The 18,351-nt window shown below is 63.0% G+C and carries 13 protein-coding genes and 1 pseudogene; 7 read left to right on the top strand and 7 right to left on the bottom strand.

Features of this window, described 5'->3' with window-relative positions; translation table 11 throughout:
• Positions 1–17: 17 nt before the first annotated feature.
• Both VG99_RS15830 and VG99_RS14145 read right to left on the bottom strand, forming a co-directional pair.
• Positions 18–134: pseudogene (locus VG99_RS15830) on the bottom strand (SDR family NAD(P)-dependent oxidoreductase); the annotation flags it as partial.
• Between the two features lie 15 nt (positions 135–149).
• On the bottom strand, positions 150–1,628 hold the full coding sequence (locus VG99_RS14145) for a flavin-containing monooxygenase (RefSeq protein WP_044501008.1): 1,479 nt from the start codon (positions 1,626–1,628) through the stop codon (positions 150–152).
• 80 nt (positions 1,629–1,708) lie between these two features.
• On the opposite strand from VG99_RS14145, the gene VG99_RS14140 reads away from it, so the two are divergent.
• Positions 1,709–2,317: a TetR/AcrR family transcriptional regulator gene (locus VG99_RS14140; RefSeq protein WP_044501006.1), complete on the top strand. Its 609-nt coding sequence runs from the start codon at positions 1,709–1,711 to the stop codon at positions 2,315–2,317.
• Positions 2,318–2,413: 96 nt separating this feature from the next.
• Here the strand turns inward: VG99_RS14140 and fadA are convergent, their stop codons facing one another.
• The 3 genes from fadA to VG99_RS14125 form a co-directional block, all read right to left on the bottom strand.
• The gene (gene fadA / locus VG99_RS14135; protein ID WP_044501004.1) at positions 2,414–3,589 is read right to left on the bottom strand and encodes an acetyl-CoA C-acyltransferase FadA; all 1,176 of its coding nucleotides are present in this window, start codon (positions 3,587–3,589) and stop codon (positions 2,414–2,416) included.
• Positions 3,590–3,619: 30 nt separating this feature from the next.
• Entirely contained in the window at positions 3,620–5,767 is a 2,148-nt protein-coding gene (gene fadB / locus VG99_RS14130; RefSeq protein WP_044501002.1) for a fatty acid oxidation complex subunit alpha FadB, read from the bottom strand.
• A 224-nt stretch (positions 5,768–5,991) separates the two neighbouring features.
• Positions 5,992–6,432, bottom strand: coding sequence for a hypothetical protein (locus tag VG99_RS14125; protein WP_044501000.1), 441 nt, complete (start codon positions 6,430–6,432; stop codon positions 5,992–5,994).
• A gap of 114 nt (positions 6,433–6,546) precedes the next feature.
• On the opposite strand from VG99_RS14125, the gene VG99_RS14120 reads away from it, so the two are divergent.
• On the top strand, positions 6,547–6,990 hold the full coding sequence (locus VG99_RS14120; RefSeq protein WP_044500998.1) for a universal stress protein: 444 nt from the start codon (positions 6,547–6,549) through the stop codon (positions 6,988–6,990).
• Between the two features lie 94 nt (positions 6,991–7,084).
• On the opposite strand, the gene VG99_RS14115 is transcribed toward VG99_RS14120, so the two are convergent.
• The gene (locus VG99_RS14115; RefSeq protein ID WP_044500996.1) at positions 7,085–9,007 is read right to left on the bottom strand and encodes an ATP-binding cassette domain-containing protein; all 1,923 of its coding nucleotides are present in this window, start codon (positions 9,005–9,007) and stop codon (positions 7,085–7,087) included.
• 173 nt (positions 9,008–9,180) lie between these two features.
• Between VG99_RS14115 and VG99_RS14110 the strand changes: the two genes are divergently transcribed.
• Complete coding sequence (locus VG99_RS14110) at positions 9,181–11,127, top strand: transglycosylase SLT domain-containing protein (RefSeq protein WP_044500993.1); 1,947 nt, start codon at positions 9,181–9,183, stop codon at positions 11,125–11,127.
• 87 nt (positions 11,128–11,214) lie between these two features.
• Here VG99_RS14110 and nfuA read toward each other — a convergent pair whose 3' ends face one another.
• The gene (nfuA, locus tag VG99_RS14105) at positions 11,215–11,799 is read right to left on the bottom strand and encodes a Fe-S biogenesis protein NfuA (RefSeq protein WP_044500991.1); all 585 of its coding nucleotides are present in this window, start codon (positions 11,797–11,799) and stop codon (positions 11,215–11,217) included.
• 257 nt (positions 11,800–12,056) lie between these two features.
• On the opposite strand from nfuA, the gene metH reads away from it, so the two are divergent.
• The 4 genes from metH to VG99_RS14085 all read left to right on the top strand — a co-directional run bounded on the left by metH (position 12,057) and on the right by VG99_RS14085 (position 18,348).
• The gene (metH, locus tag VG99_RS14100; RefSeq protein ID WP_044500989.1) at positions 12,057–15,749 is read left to right on the top strand and encodes a methionine synthase; all 3,693 of its coding nucleotides are present in this window, start codon (positions 12,057–12,059) and stop codon (positions 15,747–15,749) included.
• A gap of 70 nt (positions 15,750–15,819) precedes the next feature.
• Positions 15,820–16,383, top strand: coding sequence for a nicotinamide riboside transporter PnuC (gene pnuC / locus VG99_RS14095; protein ID WP_044500987.1), 564 nt, complete (start codon positions 15,820–15,822; stop codon positions 16,381–16,383).
• The gene (locus VG99_RS14090; RefSeq protein ID WP_044500985.1) at positions 16,380–16,904 is read left to right on the top strand and encodes an AAA family ATPase; all 525 of its coding nucleotides are present in this window, start codon (positions 16,380–16,382) and stop codon (positions 16,902–16,904) included. Before pnuC ends, VG99_RS14090 begins: the two co-directional genes overlap by 4 nt.
• 94 nt (positions 16,905–16,998) lie before the next feature.
• The gene (locus tag VG99_RS14085) at positions 16,999–18,348 is read left to right on the top strand and encodes an MATE family efflux transporter (RefSeq protein ID WP_239419921.1); all 1,350 of its coding nucleotides are present in this window, start codon (positions 16,999–17,001) and stop codon (positions 18,346–18,348) included.
• Positions 18,349–18,351: the final 3 nt, after the last annotated feature.

Genomic DNA, 18,351 nt, shown 5'->3' with positions numbered 1-18,351 from the left:
CATTCCCTCGGCATGACCGCATTGATATCGACCAGCGCCAGGTGGCAACCGGACCTTGCCAGTTCAACCGCCAGGGCCCGTCCGATTCCGCTGCCCGCGCCGGTTAGTACGGCGACACGTCCACTGATATCCATGCCACCTCCCTGTTGCTATTTATGAAATTGCAGCACACCGTCGTCCAACCGCGCGTATTGAATGAGGTATTTGTCTTTCAGGTAATTCTGATGAACCTGCCATGGCGCTCGATCCCCCTGCTTGGGCAGCAGACCATGGGCGCGCTGCACGTATCCAGACGTAAAGCTCAGGAAGGGTCGCTCCCTGACCTCCGGGGCGCGACGCGCCACGGCCGTGCGATAGCCGTGGCGATCCATGTAGCGCAGCAGACGGCAGGTATAACGGCTGGTCAGATCGGCCTTGAGCGTCCAGGACGCGTTGGTGTAACCGAATGTCTGGATCATGTTGGGCACGTCGCTGAGCATCATTCCCTTATAGGACATGCAGTCGGCAGGCCGCACGGCCACGCCGTCCACGGACAGTTGCATGCCTCCCAGCACATTCAGCTGCAACCCGGTGGCGGTGACAATGATGTCGGCCTCCAGCTCCGCACCAGAACTCAGCCGAATCCCGCCCGGCGTGAAGCCTTCGATGGTATCGGTTACCAGCTCGACCCGCTTGGCGCGCAGCAGATGAAACAGGTCACCGTCAGGCACCGCGCAGATCCGCTGGTCCCAGGGGTTGTAACGGGGCGTGAAGTGTTTCATGTCGATGTCCGCCCCGACCTGCCGCCGGAGCAACTTCTGCAGGTGCTGGGCTACCTCTTTTGGTTTGCGGCGCGAGAGGCGATAGAGATATTGGCCAAGCAGCACGTTCTTCCACCGGGTCAGGTGATAGGCCAGCGGCATGGGCAAGCATTTCTGCAGGCCCTGGGCGAGACCGTCTACCGAGGGGCGTGCTGCCACATAGCTGGGTGAGCGCTGCAACATGGTTACCTGCGCCCCCTGGTTGGCAAGGGCCGGCACCAGGGTGACCGCGGTCGCCCCGCTGCCAATGACCACTACCCGCTTGCCCCGACAATCCAGGTCCTCCGGCCAGAACTGCGGATGAACGATGCGCCCGGCAAAGGCGGACTCGCCGGCAAACGCCGGACGGTAACCTTCGTCATAGCTGTAATAGCCCGAGCAGGAGGCAATAAAGCGCGTCTGGTAGCGCTCTTCCCGCTGGCCGCCGGCCCCATCTGCGGCCATGACGACCACCGTCCACAGCGCCTCATCGCCGGACCAGTTGGCGGATACCACGTGACGATCGAAGCGGATATGGTTATTGACCCCCGCCTCCTCCGCGGCCTCCTGGATGTAACGCTTGATATCCGCGCCGTCGGCGATGGCCTTGTGGCCGGTCCAGGGCTTGTCGCGATAGCCCAACGTATACATGTCCGAATCGGAGCGAATGCCCGGATAGCGGAACAGATCCCAGGTGCCACCGATGGCCTGGCGACGCTCCAGAATGAGATAACGCTGGTCAGGGCAATGCCGGGCCAATGCCCTGGCGGCACCGATACCCGACAGTCCCGCGCCGATGATCAGCACATCCAGAGGTGCGGGTCGATATTGTTGTTGTCCCTTGCCCATGCTTGCATCCCCGTAGTCGGCATTGGTGACAATCTAGATTGTCAGATAATATCTGACAACCGTTATTTTCAGAATCCGCCATGACCGATAAGACCATCTCACCCCGCGGCTACCGCGGCGCTTCCCTGGAACAGCGCCGCGCCCAGCGGCGCCAATGCCTGATCGATGCCGCCATTGAGGTATACGGGGGTGTGGGCTATCGCCACGCGGGGGTCAAGCAGGTATGCGAGGCGGCAGGACTGACCCAGCGCTATTTCTACGAATCCTTCAGTCACAGTGATGAGCTGCTGATCGCCTGCTACGAGCAGGCCACCCAGCGGGTGCGCGAGCACAACATGGCCGCTGCCGAGGCAGCCGGAAGCGATCCGGTGCGGCGTAGTCGCGCCATGCTGGACGCCTACTTCCAGCTGTTGAAAGACGAGCCCCACATGGCGCGATTACTGCTGGTGGAGATTCGCGGGATCAGTCCTGCCGTAGACCGGGCCATCGAAGCGGCCCTGCGCGCCAGCACCGCGGACATGACCCGCGCACTCGCCCTGTCCGGACGGCAGTTTGATGGAATGTTGCAGGCGGGAGTGCTGGGCGGAGTGATCCATATCGCCCTACACTGGATGGCAACAGGCTATGCGGCGCCGGTAGCGACAGTCACCGAGACCGCCTTGAAGCTGGGGGCAGCACTGTTGAATTGAAAAACCCGCCAACCACCGCTGCGTGAACAGCCGGATTGACGGGTTTTATTGGTCAGGCAGGCCGGAGCGGCAGCTCCGGCCCCGGTATCCGGGGGTTTATACCCGCTCGAATACCGTAGTGATGCCCTGACCCAGACCGATACACATGGTCGCAATACCGACAGTACCACCCTTCTGCTTCATCACGTTCAGCAGGGTGCCGGAGATCCGCGCGCCGGAACAACCGAAGGGGTGGCCCAGGGCAATGGCGCCGCCGTGCAGGTTGACCTTCTCGTCCATCTTGTCGAGCAGCTTGAGGTCCTTGAGCACAGGCAGGGCCTGGGCTGCGAAGGCTTCGTTCAGTTCGACATAATCGACGTCATCCATGGTCAAGCCGGCGCGCTTGAGCGCCTTCTTGGTGGACGGCACCGGACCGTAGCCCATGATCGACGGATCACAGCCGGCCACTGCCATGGAGCGGATCACCGCCAGGGGCTCCAGGCCCAGGGCCTGGGCGCGCTCGGCGGACATCACGATCATGCAGGAAGCACCATCGGTGATCTGCGAGGACGTACCCGCCGTCACGGTACCGCCCTTGGGGTTGAACGCCGGGCGCAGTGCGGCCAGGCTTTCCAGGGTGGTTTCCGGGCGGATGGTTTCATCCTCGGTGAACACGCGCAGGAAGCCGTTCTCGTCGTGGCCTTCCATCGGGATGATTTCATCCTTGAAGTTGCCTTCAACGGTGGCCTTGTGCGCCAGCTGGTGTGAACGCACACCGAACTGATCCTGCTGCTCGCGGGTGATGCCATGCATCTTGCCGAGCATTTCCGCGGTCAGGCCCATCATGCCGGCAGCCTTGGCGGCATACAGCGACAGCGCCGGGTTCGGATCCACACCGTGCATCATGCCGACGTGGCCCATGTGCTCGACACCACCAATGACGAACACATCACCGTTACCGGTCATGATCGCCTGGGCGGCAGTGTGCAGCGCGCTCATGGAGGAACCACACAGACGGCTGACGGTTTGCGCCGCGCTGGTGTGCGGGATCGGGGTCATCAAGGAGGCCATGCGGGCGATGTTCCAGCCCTGCTCCAGGGTCTGGTTCACACAGCCCCAGATGACATCTTCCACTTCTGCCGGATCGATCTTCGGGTTGCGCTCGAGCAGCCCGGTGATCAACTTGGCGGACAGGGTCTCGGCACGGACATTGCGGTACATCCCGCCCTTGGATCGGCCCATGGGGGTGCGGCCAAAGTCGACAATTACAACGTCTCTTGGATTGAGGCTCATAAATTCACTCTCGCTCTGTACGTTCCGCGGTTAACCGAAGAATTTCTTGCCGGCAGCCGCCATCTCACGCAACTTTTCAGTCGGGTGATACATCGGGCCAAACTCGGCGTATTTGTCTGCAATGGCCACGAATTCAGCCACCCCAATGGTGTCGATGTAGCGCAGCGCGCCGCCCCGGAAGGGAGGGAAACCGATACCGTAGATCAGACCCATGTCGGCGTCCGCGGCGGATTCGACGATGCCATCTTCCAGGCAGCGTACGGTTTCCAGGCACAGCGGTACCATCATGATCTCGATGATCTCTTCATCGGTCAGCTCGCGCTGCTCCTGCACGATCGGCTTGAGCAGTTCGTAGGCCTCGGCATCGACGACCTTCTTCGGCTTGCCCTTCCTGTCCACTTCATAGGCGTAGAAGCCCTTGCCGGTCTTCTGGCCCAGGCGGTTGGCTTCGTACATGACGTCGACCGCAGTCTTGGTCTTGTCGGCCATGCGGTCGGGGTAACCCTCAGCCATCACGTCACGACCGTGGTGGCCGGTGTCCATGCCCACTACGTCCATCAGGTAAGCCGGACCCATGGGCCAGCCGAACTTTTCCATGACCTTGTCGACGCGCTGGAAGTCGGCACCCATGCCGATCAGGCGGGCAAAGCCACCGAAGTAGGGGAACAGTACGCGGTTGACCAGGAAGCCCGGGCAGTCGTTGACCACGATCGGCGTCTTGCCCATCTTCTTGGCGTAGGCAACGGTAGTGGCCACGGCCTTCTCGCTGGACTTCTCGCCACGGATCACTTCCACCAGCGGCATCATGTGTACCGGGTTGAAGAAGTGCATGCCGACGAAGTTTTCCGGACGCTTGAGCGCCTGGGCCAGGTAGGTGATGGAGATGGTGGAGGTGTTGGACGCGATGATGGCGTCTTCCTTCACGTGCTGCTCCACTTCGGCCAGCACCGCGTGCTTGACCTTGGGATTCTCGACCACGGCTTCGACGACGATGTCGACGTTGCCGAAGTCGCCGTAGGACATGGTCGGGCGGATCGCATTCAGCGCCTTGGCCATATCGGCCGGCTTCATGCGGCCCTTCTCGACGCGCTTGCCGAGCAGCTTGGAGGCTTCGTCCAGACCCAGCTGGATACCCTCTTCGCGAATATCCTTCATCAGGATCGGCGTGCCCTTGGCGGCGGACTGGTAGGCAATACCCCCACCCATGATCCCCGCGCCCAGCACCGCAGCCAGTTTCACGTCACCGGCCTGCTTGTCATACTTCTTCGCCTTGTGCTTCAGGGCTTGGTCATTCAGGAACAGACCGACCAGCGAGGCGGCAACCGAGGTCTTGGCCAGCTTGGCGAAACCGGCGGCTTCGATTTCCAGCGCCTTGTCGCGGCCGTGGTTGGCGGCTTTCTGGATGGTCTTGATGGCTTCAACCGGGGCCGGGTAGTTCGGGCCAGCCTGGCCAGCGACGAAACCCTTGGTGGTTTCGAAGGCCATCATCTGCTCGATGGTGTTGAGCTTGATCTTTTCCAGCTTGGGCTGGCGCTTGGCGCGGAAGTCCAGCTCGCCGGCAATGGCGCGGCGCACCAGGTCCAGCGCGGCATCACGCAGCTTGTCGTCGGCGACGACGGCGTCAACGGCGCGGACTTTCAGGGCGTTGTCGGCACGCTGTTCAGCACCGCCGGCAATCCACTCGACCGCGTTGTCCACACCGATCAGGCGCGGCAGGCGCACGGTGCCACCGAAACCGGGATAGATACCCAGCTTGGTTTCCGGCAGGCCGATCTTGGTGCTCTGGGCCATGACGCGGAAATCGCAGGCCAGACACATCTCCAGACCGCCGCCCAGGGCCAGACCATTGATCGCGGCCACGGTGGGCACGTTCAGGTCTTCAAAGGCATTGAAGATGCGGTTGGTTTCCAGGTTGGCAGTGACCAGTTCCTCTTCGGACAGCTGGAATGCCTGGACGAATTCGGTGATGTCGGCACCCACGATGAACACATCCTTGCCACTGGTGACAATGACGCCGGTGATATCGCTGTTGGACTGGATGCTGTCGACGGCCGCCTTGAGCTCGGCGAGGGTGGCCTGATTGAACTTGTTGACCGACTCGCCCTGCAGATCGAACCGCAGTTCGGCGATGCCGTCGTCAAGGATTTGAACCGTGATGGCTTTACCTTCGTAAATCATCAACTGATCTCCACGCTGTGAAAGCAGATGAGAAAACACCGCCCGACCGTTCTGGCGGGTGGTGTCATGATAGTTCCCGACTACACTGGAATAATGCCTGGCCCGGCAAAATTCATACGCTCGTTTGATTCGGGTACGCACACCTTCATGGAAAAACGCGCCATTGTCAATCTGCCACCCTGGCGATAGCAGTAAAAAATGGCGCGGCTACCCGCACGCTCAGCTCAGGAAGCGGAATCTTTCAGCGGGGCCAGCGCCCGCGCCAATTGGGTCAGCACCGCCGGGTCGTCGGGCTCGCGCCAGTACACCACCGCCGACAGGCTCTGCCGATCAATGCCTCGGACCTCTGGCGGGAGCTGTGCCAACACGTCGCTGCAACCAGGGGTGGCAGCGGAGCCGATCAGCCAGGTCCATTCACCCTCGGGCTCCCGGCGGCAGCTGAACTCCCTCCCCAACGGCGCACGCTCCAGCGGCATGCGGTAGGCAATGCAACCGACCAGTTGGTTCACCCGTTGCGACTCGCGCAGCCACTCCACCGCAAAGCCATGGGTTCTGGCCAGCTCCCGTAGCCGATGCAAATGCCGCTCCCGCCCCCGCGGCATCAGCTTGGCCAGATTGGCGACCAGAATGGCTGCTACCACGCCGACTATTACCCAAGTGATCATCGAGGTCGTTCCCATTTGTGTGAAAAGTGGTGAATTTGATCGGCCTCCAGGCTTTCACTGTAGACCTCTTGCCAAAGACTGCTAAGATCAGCGAAAAGCAAGGAGAGAACCCACATGCTCTACTCACATGTGCTGGTCGCAGTCGACCTGATCGACGAATGTCGCGCCGTGGCGGACCACGCCCGGCGGCTGGCCCAGGCACTGGATGCCAAGCTGACCATTGTTCATGTCGTCGAACCCCTGGCCATGGCCTACGGCGGCGACGTTCCCATGGACCTGTCCATGTTGCAGCAACAGCAGTTCGAGCAGGCCCGCGAACGCATGCAGCTGTTTGCCGGCGACTTCGGCCTGCCCCAGGAACAGCTGCAGATCGCCTTCGGTCATCCCCGGCAGGAAATCCACCGCGTGGCAACCGAGTATGGCTGCGACCTGATCGTGGTGGGCAGTCATGGCCGGCACGGCCTGGCGCTGCTGCTTGGCTCCACCGCCAATGACCTGCTGCATGGCGCCCCGTGCGACGTCATCGCCGTGCGCTTGCACAAGAAAGAGGCCGGCTGACACCCAGGCTGTCCTCATCACCCGCATTCTTGGAAGCGGCGCCCCGCCGCGATAGCGTCCTGCAAGGACACTCCGCGGCAGCGCCAACCACAGCCTACCCCTGCATCTCTTCCAGCTCGGCCCAGCGCTCCAACGCCTGATCCAGCTCGGCCTGTTTGGCGTCCAGAGCCGCCAGTACCGGCGCGGTCTGCTCGTGGGGCTGAAGATAGAAGTCCGGATCACTCACCTGCTGTTGCAAGGCTTCCAGCTCGGCTTCCAGCTTTTCCAGCAACGCCGGCAGGGCGTCCAGTTCGCGCTGCAACTTGTAGCTGAGCTTGGCCTTGGACGCGCTCGGCGCTGCCTTGACCGGCTCCGGTTCCGGTTCCGGCTCGCGCGGCGCGGATGCCGGCTCGACAACATCATCGCCCCACTCCGCCAGCAGCTCCACCCTGCCACCCTGACGCAGCCAGTCGGCATAACCGCCCACGTACTCGCGAACATTGCCGTGCCCTTCGAATACCAGACTGCTGGTGACCACGTTATCCAGGAAGGCCCGGTCGTGGCTGACCAGCAGCACAGTGCCGTCGAAGCCGGCCAGCACTTCTTCCAGCAGCTCGAGGGTTTCCACGTCCAGGTCGTTGGTCGGCTCGTCCAGTACCAGCACGTTGGCCGGCTTGCTGAACAGCCGCGCCAGCAGCAGACGGGCGCGTTCGCCACCGGACAGGGCCTTGACCGGGGTGCGCGTGCGCTCGGGTGAAAACAGGAAGTCGCCCAGGTAGCTGATGACGTGCCGCCGCTCGCCGTTGATCTCGATGAAATCCCGACCCTCGGAGAGGTTGTCGATCACGGTCTTTTCCAGATCCAGCTGGCCGCGCAACTGGTCGAAGTACGCCACTTCCAGCTTGGTACCATGCTTGATGGTGCCGCTGGTGGGCTCAAGCTGACCGAGCATCAGCTTCAGCAGGGTACTCTTGCCGGAGCCGTTGTTGCCGATCAGGCCGATACGGTCTCCACGAATAACGTTGGTGGTGAGGCTGCGCACCAGCGGCCGCTGACCCGGCCAGGCAAAGCTGACCTTGTCCAGTTCTATAACGCGCTTGCCCGAGGCGTCGGCCGTTTCCATCTGGAAGCTGGCCTTGCCCTGCCGCTCGATACGCCGCGCGCGCTCGTCCCGCATCGCCTTGAGCGCACGGACCCGGCCTTCGTTACGGGTACGGCGGGCCTTGATGCCTTGGCGGATCCAGACCTCTTCCTGGGCCAGCTTCTTGTCGAACAGGGCGTTGGCCGTCGCTTCGGCGGCCAACTGCTGCTCCTTGTGTTCAAGGAAGCTGCGGTAGTCGCCCTGCCAGTCGATCAGCTGACCACGATCAAGCTCCATGATGCGGGTTGCCAATGCCTGCAGGAACTGGCGGTCGTGGGTAATGAACAGCACCGCACCGCGGAACTCCAGCAGCACCTGCTCCAGCCAGGCAATGGTATGGATGTCCAGGTGGTTGGTGGGCTCATCCAGCAGCAGCACATCCGGCTCGCCAACCAGCGCCTGGGCCAGTAGCACGCGCCGCCGCCAGCCGCCGGACAACTCGGCCATGGTCTTTTCCGCCGGCAGCCCCAGGCGGGTCAGGGTGGTCTCGACCAGCTGGTTCAGGCGCCAGCCGTCCTTGGACTCCAGCTGGCCTTGCACCTTCTCCAGTTGCGCCAGCTCGGCATCACCCATCTCGCCGTGCACCAGGCGGTGATATTCTGCCAGCAGCTCACCGACGCCTTCCAGGCCTGCGGCGACCACGTCATACACTGTCGCCTGCCCCGCTTCGGGCAGCTCCTGGGGCAACTGGCCGATCTTCAGCCCGGGCGCAAACCACAGCTCGCCCTCGTCCGCCGGCTGCTCGCCTGTGACCAGGCGGAACAGGCTGGACTTGCCGGTGCCGTTGCGGCCGATCAGACAGACCCGCTCGCCGCGGTCGAGCTGGAAGCTCACCTTGGCGAGCAGCGGGTTCAGGCCGTAGGCCAGGGAAACATCGGTAAAGGAAAGCAGCGCCATATCACACCTTTTGAGCAATCAGGCCGGCATTCTACCTGCCGCGGTCCGCACCTGCATGTTTATTGCGACTGATGACTTTGAAGCCGCGGGCCAAACGGCTAAGCTGGGGCGCAAGAGCCTAGGATGGGCATTGTCAGAAACACAGTCTTACGCCCAGCCGGGCAGGATGGTCAATGCGTTACCCCCTGAAACACTATCTCCTACGATCTGCGGGCTGGTTGTGCGGCGCTTTGCTGGTGGCCAGCCTGCCGGTGCAGGCTGATCGCCTCAGTGAACAGCGGCGCCACTACGACCAAGCCCAGAGTGCCCTGGCCAAGGGCGATCATGCCCGCTTCCAGCAGCTGAAAGCGGGGCTGGGCGACTATCCGCTCTACCCTTATCTGTTGCTGGAATCGCTGCGCAAGCGCGTCGACCATGCACCCCACAGGGAAATCGAGCAGTTTCTCAGTGCCCATGGCGACCTGCCCACCGCCAGTGGCTTGAAGCGCAGCTGGCTCGCGCGGCTGGCCAAGGAGCAGGATTGGGACCGGCTGCGCCGGCATCTGGATGAGGACTCCGCCACCGCAGAGCTGCAATGCCCACTGGTGCTGCAGATGTGGCGCGACGGGCAGACCGAGCAGGCGATGGCGCGGGCCCGGGAACTGTGGACGGTAGGCCAGTCGCAGCCCGCCGCCTGTGATCCGCTGTTCGAGCACTGGATGGCCGCCGGTGGCCTGACCGAAGATGTCGCCTGGGAGCGCATCCGCCTGGCCCTGCTCTACCGCCAGGATGGCCTGGCCAAGTACTTGACCCGTTACTTGCCGACCCAGGGCGCCTTGGCCGAGCGCTTTGTCGCCACCGCCGGTGATGCCAAGCGACTCAACCAGTTCAGCCAGTACCAACCGGGCGCCGGTCAGCCGCTGGACAAGCTCACCGACATCGTCACCGTCGCCCTGCGCCGGCTTGGCCGGGACGATCCCAACGCCGCACTCGCCCTGTGGCCGCATTACCAGCACCTGCCCTTCAGCGAAGAACAGCGCCTGGCCCTGACCCGGGACATAGGCGTGCGCCTGGCGCGGCGCCATCAGCCGGAAGCGCTGCCCTTCATGGCCGCCAATGATCCGCAGATGAAGGACGACACCATCACCGAGTGGCGCGGCCGCCTGGCGCTGCGCACCGGCCGTTGGCACACCGTACAGGAGCTGGTCGAGCACATGCCCGACCACCTGCAGCAGCAGAGCCGCTGGCGCTACTGGCAGCTGCGCAGTCGCCAACTCGCCGACTCGGCTACCGGCGACCTGCTTCCGGAATATGCCCAACTGGCGGGAGAACGCGACTTCTATGGCTTCCTGGCGGCCGAGCGCAGCCGCCAGCCCTACGCGACCAATCATCAACCGGTGCCGATCGACCCGCGTGCCGCCGCCCGGGTGCAGAACACCGCCGGCATCATCCGGGCCCGGGAGTTCTTCGCCCGCGGCGAATATGTCAATGCCCGCCGCGAGTGGTACCACGCCGAACGCCTGTTCAGCCGTGAAGAGCTGATCGCCCAGGCCGCCCTGGCGCGTCAGATGGAGTGGTACTTTCCGGCGATCCGCGGGATCAGCAAGGCGCAGCACTGGGATGATCTGGAGATTCGTTTCCCGCTGGCCTACCGCGAACCCATTCTCCAGCAGGCGCGACTTCGCCAGCTCAACTCGACCTGGGTCTATGCCATCACCCGCCAGGAAAGTGGTTTCATGACCGACGCCCGCTCCCACGCCGGCGCGCTGGGATTGATGCAATTGATGCCGGCCACCGCCCGGGAAACCGCGCGGCGCTACAGCATCCCGCTGGGTAACACCCATGAGGTATTGCAGCCCGAGCGCAACATCGCCCTGGGCACGGCCTATCTCTCCCAGTTGTACAGCCTGTTCGAAGGCAACCGGGTGCTCGCCTCGGCGGCCTACAACGCCGGCCCGGGTCGGGTGCGCCAATGGACCCGCGACATGCCGGCCATGCCCTCGGATATCTGGATCGAGACCATACCCTTCGACGAGACGCGCAACTACGTCCAGAGCGTATTGACCTATGGGGTGATCTACGGGGAAAAACTGGGGATACCGCAGCCGGTAATGGAGCAGAGCGAACGCTACGTGGAATAATGCGGCACAGACCAGGAGAAACGGCGCGGCAACCGCGCCTCGGGCTGGCCCGGCCGGGACCTTGGCCAGCCCCGGCCCTATCGTCGATCAGTAGTAGGCGTTTTCCTTGACCGTATGGTCGGTCACATCCCGCACACCGGTGAGCTCGGGGATCCGCGCCACCAGGGTTTTTTCCACGCCTTCCTTCAGGGTCACGTCAACCATGCCGCAGCCCTGGCAACCACCACCAAATTGCAGCACAGCGATACCACCATCGACTACGTCGATCAGCTTGATCTCGCCGCCATGACTGGCCAGACCCGGATTGATCTCGGTCTGCAACAGATAGTTGATGCGGTCGTTCAAGGGGCTGTCGTCATTGACCATGGGCACCTTGGCGTTCGGCGCCTTGATGGTCAACTGGCCACCCATGCGATCGGTGGCGTAATCGACTACAGCGTCTTCCAGGAAGGGTTCGCTGGTAGCGTCGACCCAGACGCGGAAAGCGTCCAGCGCGATAACGGTGTCTTCGGGCTTTTCTTCACCGGGCTTACAGTAGGCGATGCAGGTTTCCGCATAGGGCGTACCGGGCTGGGTGATGAACACCCGAATACCGATGCCGTCAGTGTCCTGCTTGGATAACAACTCCGCCAGATAGGTCTGGGCAGCCTCGGTAAGGTGTATGCCTGCCATGAAATGCCTCGTGTTCGATGACTTGATGCCGGCTATTGTACGGGATACGCGCCCCCGAATAAAGTCCCACCGTTTTACTTGGTTATTATCCGGCCGAGCGCAAAGCCGCTGCCCAGACGACTCGATTCCGCATGCAGGCGGCGTTTATCTGCAGCTGCTTGAATCAAATGAAAGATGCCCTTGAGTTCCTTTCATTCAGCCACCTCTCCGCTTCTGGTAGACTGACCGGCTTTATTTACCTTGATTCCGGAGTCTTCATGTCTGACCTGACCACCCGCCTGACCGCTCTGAATGATGCTCTGCGCCAGCGCATTCTGATACTCGACGGTGGCATGGGCACCATGATCCAGAGCTACCGACTGGAAGAAGCCGATTTTCGCGGCGAGCGCTTCGCCGACTGGCCGCGCGACCTCAAGGGCAACAACGACCTGCTGGTGCTGACCCGCCCCGATGCCATCGCAGCCATCGAGAAGGCCTACCTGGATGCCGGCGCCGACATCATCGAGACCAACACCTTCAACTCCACCCGCGTCTCCCAGTCCGACTATGGTATGGAAGAGCTGGCCTACGAGCTGAACCTGGAGGGCGCGCGCCTCGCCCGCCGCGTATGTGACGAGAAGACCGCTGAAACGCCGGATCGTCCGCGCTTCGTTGCCGGGGTACTCGGGCCAACCAGCCGCACCTGCTCGTTGTCGCCGGACGTGAACAATCCCGGCTACCGCAATATCACCTTCGATGCGCTGGTGGAAAACTACAGCGAAGCTACCCGCGGCCTGATCGACGGCGGCGCCGACCTGATCCTGATCGAGACCATTTTCGATACCCTCAACGCCAAGGCGGCGATCTTTGCCGTGCAGGGCGTGTTCGAAGAGCTGGGTGTCGAGCTGCCGATCATGATCTCGGGCACCATTACCGATGCCTCCGGCCGTACCCTGTCCGGCCAGACCACCGAAGCCTTCTGGAACTCGGTGCGCCACGCCAAGCCGATTTCCGTCGGTCTGAACTGCGCCCTGGGGCCCAAGGAACTGCGCCCCTACCTGGAAGAGCTGTCCGGCAAGGCCGATACCTATGTATCCGCCCACCCCAACGCCGGCCTGCCCAACGCCTTCGGTGAATATGACGAGTCGCCGGAAGACATGGCGGAGATCGTCGGCGAATTTGCCGCCTCCGGCTTCCTGAATATCGTCGGCGGCTGCTGTGGCACCACGCCGGCCCACATCGAAGCCATCGCCAACGCCGTGAGCAGCTACCCGCCGCGGCAGATCCCCGATATCCCCAAGGCCTGCCGGTTGTCCGGCCTGGAGCCATTCACCATCGACCGCAGCTCGCTGTTCGTCAACGTCGGTGAGCGCACCAACATTACCGGCAGCGCCAAGTTCGCCCGCCTGATCCGCGAGGACAACTACACCGAGGCGCTGGAGGTCGCCCTGCAGCAGGTCGAGGCCGGCGCCCAGGTGATCGACATCAACATGGACGAGGGCATGCTGGATTCGAAGAAGGCGATGGTGACCTTCCTCAATCTCATCGCCGGCGAGCCGGATATCTCCCGGGTGCCGATCATGATCGACTCCTCCAAGTGGGACATCATCGAGGCCGGCCTCAAGTGCATCCAGGGCAAGGGCATCGTCAACTCCATCTCCATGAAGGAAGGGGTCGAAGAATTCAAGAAGCACGCCCGCCTGTGCAAACGCTACGGCGCCGCCGTTGTAGTCATGGCCTTCGATGAGCAGGGCCAGGCCGATACCGCCGCGCGCAAGAAGGAAATCTGCCAGCGTTCCTACGACATCCTGGTCAACGAAGTCGGCTTCCCCCCGGAAGACATCATCTTCGACCCGAACATCTTTGCCGTGGCCACCGGCATCGAGGAGCACAACAACTACGCGGTGGATTTCATCGAGGCCTGCGCCTTTATCCGCGACCACCTGCCCCATGCCCTGACCTCGGGCGGCGTGTCCAATGTGTCCTTCTCGTTCCGCGGCAACAACCCGGTGCGCGAGGCGATCCATTCGGTGTTCCTCTACCACGCGATTAAGGCCGGCCTGACCATGGGTATCGTCAACGCCGGTCAGCTGGAGATCTACGATGCGATCCCCGCCGACCTGCGCAACAAGGTCGAGGACGTCATCCTCAACCGCCACCCGGGGGCGACCGAGGCGCTGCTCAATATCGCCGAGGACTACCGCGGCGACGGTTCGGTTAAGGAAGTGGAAAACGAGGAATGGCGCAGCCTGCCCGTCGACAAGCGCCTGGAGCACGCTCTGGTGAAGGGCATCACCGCCTTCATCGTCGAAGATACCGAAGAGGCGCGCCAGCAGGCTAACCGCCCCATCGAGGTCATCGAGGGTCCGCTGATGTCCGGCATGAACGTGGTCGGCGACCTGTTCGGTTCGGGCAAGATGTTCCTGCCCCAGGTGGTCAAATCCGCCCGGGTGATGAAGCAGGCGGTGGCGCACCTGATCCCCTTCATCGAGGCGGAAAAAGGCGACAAGCCGGAAGCCAAGGGCAAGATTCTCATGGCCACGGTAAAGGGCGACGTGCACGATATCGGCAAGAACATCGTCGCCGTGGTGCTCGGTTGCAACGGCTACGACATCGTCGACCTGGGCGTGATGGTGCCGGCGGACAAGATCCTCAAGACCGCCATCGAGGAAAAGTGCGACATCATTGGCCTGTCCGGGCTGATCACCCCCTCGCTGGACGAGATGGTCCACGTCGCCCGGGAAATGCAGCGCCAGGACTTCCACCTGCCGCTGATGATCGGTGGCGCGACCACCTCCAAGGCGCACACGGCAGTGAAGATTGACCCGCACTACAAGAACGACGCCGTGGTCTACGTCACCGATGCCTCCCGCGCCGTCGGCGTTGCCACCACGCTGCTGTCCAAGGAGATGAAGCCCGAGTACACCGGCAAGATTCGCGAGGAGTATGCGGTCATCCGCGAGCGTACCGCCAACCGCGCCTCGCGCACCGAGCGGCTGAGCTACGCCAAGGCCCTGGCCGCCGGGCCGCAATTCGACTGGTCGGAACACTCCCCGACCAAGCCGAGCTTCCTGGGCCGCAAGGTGCTGGAAGACATCGACCTGCGCGTGCTCGAGCAATACATCGACTGGACGCCTTTCTTCATCTCCTGGAACCTGGCCGGCAAGTATCCCCGCATCCTGGAAGACGAGGTGGTCGGCGAGGCTGCCACCTCCCTATTCAACGACGCCCAGGCGATCCTGCGCAAGCTGATCGACGAGAAACTGATCCGCGCCAAGGCGATCTTCGGCTTCTGGCCGGCCAACCAGGTCGACCATGACGACATCGAGCTGTATGACGAGCAGGGCCAGCCGATCAGCCGGTTGTTCCACCTGCGCCAGCAGACGGTCAAGACCGACGGCAAACCCAACTTCTGCCTGGCCGACTTCGTGGCGCCCAAGGACAGCGGCGTGACCGATTATGTCGGCGGCTTCATCACCACCGCCGGGATCGGCGCCGAAGAGGTGGCCAAGGCCTACCAGGAGGCGGGTGACGACTACAACTCAATCATGGTCAAGGCGCTGGCCGACCGCCTGGCCGAGGCCTGCGCCGAGTGGTTGCACCAGCAGGTGCGCCGTGAATACTGGGGTTACGACCCGGAGGAGCAGCTGAGCAACGATGAGCTGATCAAGGAAAAGTACAAGGGTATCCGCCCTGCCCCCGGCTACCCGGCCTGCCCGGACCACACCGAGAAGGGCACCCTGTTCGACTTGCTCGACCCCGAGGCCAACTCCGGCGTGACGCTCACCGAGCACTACGCCATGTTCCCCACCGCAGCGGTCAGCGGCTGGTACTTCGCCCATCCCAAGGCGCAGTACTTTGCCGTCGGCAAGATCGACAAGGACCAGGTGGAAAGCTACAGCAAGCGCAAAGGCCAGGATATCGAGACCACGGAGCGCTGGTTGATGCCGAACCTGGGTTACGACATCTGATCGACCGGCCGGTAGCTGCATGGATAACGCAGTTGCCGGCCTCCCCTTTCCCCCTGCCACTTCGGCTGCAATGACCCTATTCGAAACTATCGCTGCGTTGCTCGGCATCCTGTCGGTCTGGCTGACGGTGCGGCAGAACCCCCTGTGCTGGCCCGTCGGGCTCGGCATGGTGTCGATGTACGCCTGGTTCTTCCAGTCCACCGGACTCTATTCCCAGGTGTTGCTGCATCTCGTCTACGCGGCGGTGCAACTCTACGGATGGTGGCGCTGGACGCGCGGCGGCGACCAGCAGCCGCTGCGCGTGACATCGGTCTCCCGGGGCGAGCTATTGGTGAGTGGTGGCATTGCCTGCCTGATCAGCGTGGCGCTGGGCGCAGCCATGGCCGGCTTTACCGACGCGGTTTATCCGCGGCTGGACGCAACCCTGGTGGCCTTCAGCTTGCTGGCGCAACTCTGGATGGCGCTCAAGCGCCTACAGTGCTGGCCGCTGTGGCTGGTATTGGATATCGCCTACGTGGCGCTGTTTCTATACCAGGGCTATTACCCCACCGCCGCGTTGTATTGCGTGTTCGTGCTGCTGGCCGCGCTGGGTTGGCGGCAATGGCGCGCCGCACAGCAGGCGGCGGCACTGTGAAGGCCCTGGTGCTGACCGGTCCCGAGTCCACCGGGAAAAGCTGGCTGGCCGGCGAACTACAGCGGCATTTTGGTGGCCAGCTGGTCAGCGAGTACGTGCGCGAGTATATCGACCAGGTCCAGCGCGATACCTGCTATGACGATGTCCCGCTGATCGCCCGTGAGCAACTGCGCCGGGAGGATGCGGCTCGCCAGCAGCATCCGCCCTTGCTGATTCTCGACACCAACCTGTTGAGCAACCTGCTGTGGAGCCAGAGCCTGTTCGGTCGTGCGCCGGACTGGCTGCAAGCTGCCCTACTGACCCGCCACTACGACCGCTACCTGCTGCTGTCACCGGAGGGCGTGCCCTGGGTTGCGGATGGCCAGCGCTGCCAACCGGCACTGGACGAGCGGCTGGTGTTTCATGCGGCCTGCAAGCGCTGGTTGACCACGCATGATCAACCCATGGTGGAAATCGGTGGCGATTGGTCGGCGCGCCGCAGCACGGTCTTGTCCAGCGTGGGTCAACTGCTCGGCAACTAGTCACCCCGCCGCATCTGTTATAGTCAACCGCCTCGTCAGTAAAAGCCTGCCATCCAGGCCGCTATACAGTCACCTGCAACCGGTACCCCGATTCTTGAGTAAACGTCGATTCCACCTGCTGCCCAGCCCCGAGCGCTTCAAGAGCATTACCCTGCTGGGACTGCCGATCATGGGTGGCATGCTCAGCCAGAGCCTGCTGAACCTGGTGGATGCCGCCATGGTCGGCTCACTGGGCGAGGCCGCGCTGGCGGGCGTGGGATTGGGCGGCTACGCCAACTTCGTGGTCATTGCGCTGGTCATGGGGTTGGGCGTTGGGGTGCAGGCGACCGTGGCCCGCCGGCGCGGCGAAGGCCGTGACGACCAGTTGGCCGCCCCGCTCACCCACGGTCTGTTCATCGCCGCCCTGCTGGCGCTGCCGCTGAGCTTGCTATGCTGGCTCAACGCCGACGCCATCATTGGCTTCCTGAGCGACGACCCGGCAGTCGTCGCCATCGGCAGTGACTACTTCGGCTGGCGGATGCTGGCGGTCATCGCCGTGGGTTGCAACTTTGCCTTCCGCGGCTACTGGAACGGCATTCGCCAGACCGGGCGCTATCTGCAAGTGCTGGTGGCCATGCATGTGTTCAATGTCATCATCAGCTATGGCCTGATCTTCGGCCATTTCGGCCTGCCGGATATGGGCGCCGCCGGGTCCGGGCTGGGCACCACCATTGCCATGTTCCTCGGCACCGGCATGTATTTCCTGCTGACCTGGCGCACGGGCCGCAACCATGGCTTCCTGCGCAGCCTGCCGCGGCGGGCTGAGCTGCTTTTCATGTTGCGGCTGTCCATGCCCAACTCCCTGCAGCAATTCTTCTTCGCTACCGGCGTTACCGCCCTGTTCTGGATCATTGGCCAGATCGGCACCGCGGAACTGGCCATTGCCCATGTGCTGGTCAACCTGGCGCTGCTATTGATCCTGCCCGGCGTAGGTCTGGGCATGGCGGCCACGACGCTGGTCAGTCACAGTCTTGGCGAGCAGCGCCCCCATGAGGCCTATCGCTGGGGCTGGGACGTGGTGCGGGTCGCGGTGGTGGTGTTGTTCGTAATGGGCCTGCCCTTCTGGCTCGTGCCCGAACTGGTCCTGCAGCTGTTTACCCGGGACCCGGACCTCCTGGCCCTGGGTACCTGGCCTCTGCGCATCACCGGCCTGGGCATGACCCTGGACGCCATCGCCCTGGTGCTGACCCAGGCGCTGTTGGGTGCGGGCGCCAGCCGCACGGTCATGGGGGTGAACCTCGGCAGCCAGTGGCTGATATTCCTACCCTGCGCCTACCTTGCCGGCCCGGTCCTCGGAGGTGGGCTGCTGGCTGTCTGGCTGCTGCAGAGCCTGTATCGCACCATGACTTCTGTTATCTTTGCCATAATGTGGGAGCGCAAGCACTGGGCTGATATTCGAATATGATGA

The organism is Pseudomonas saudimassiliensis, from assembly GCF_000939975.1.
In the GTDB taxonomy this organism is placed as follows: domain Bacteria; phylum Pseudomonadota; class Gammaproteobacteria; order Pseudomonadales; family Pseudomonadaceae; genus Halopseudomonas; species Halopseudomonas saudimassiliensis.
This window is presented reverse-complemented; position numbering and strand designations above follow the sequence as displayed.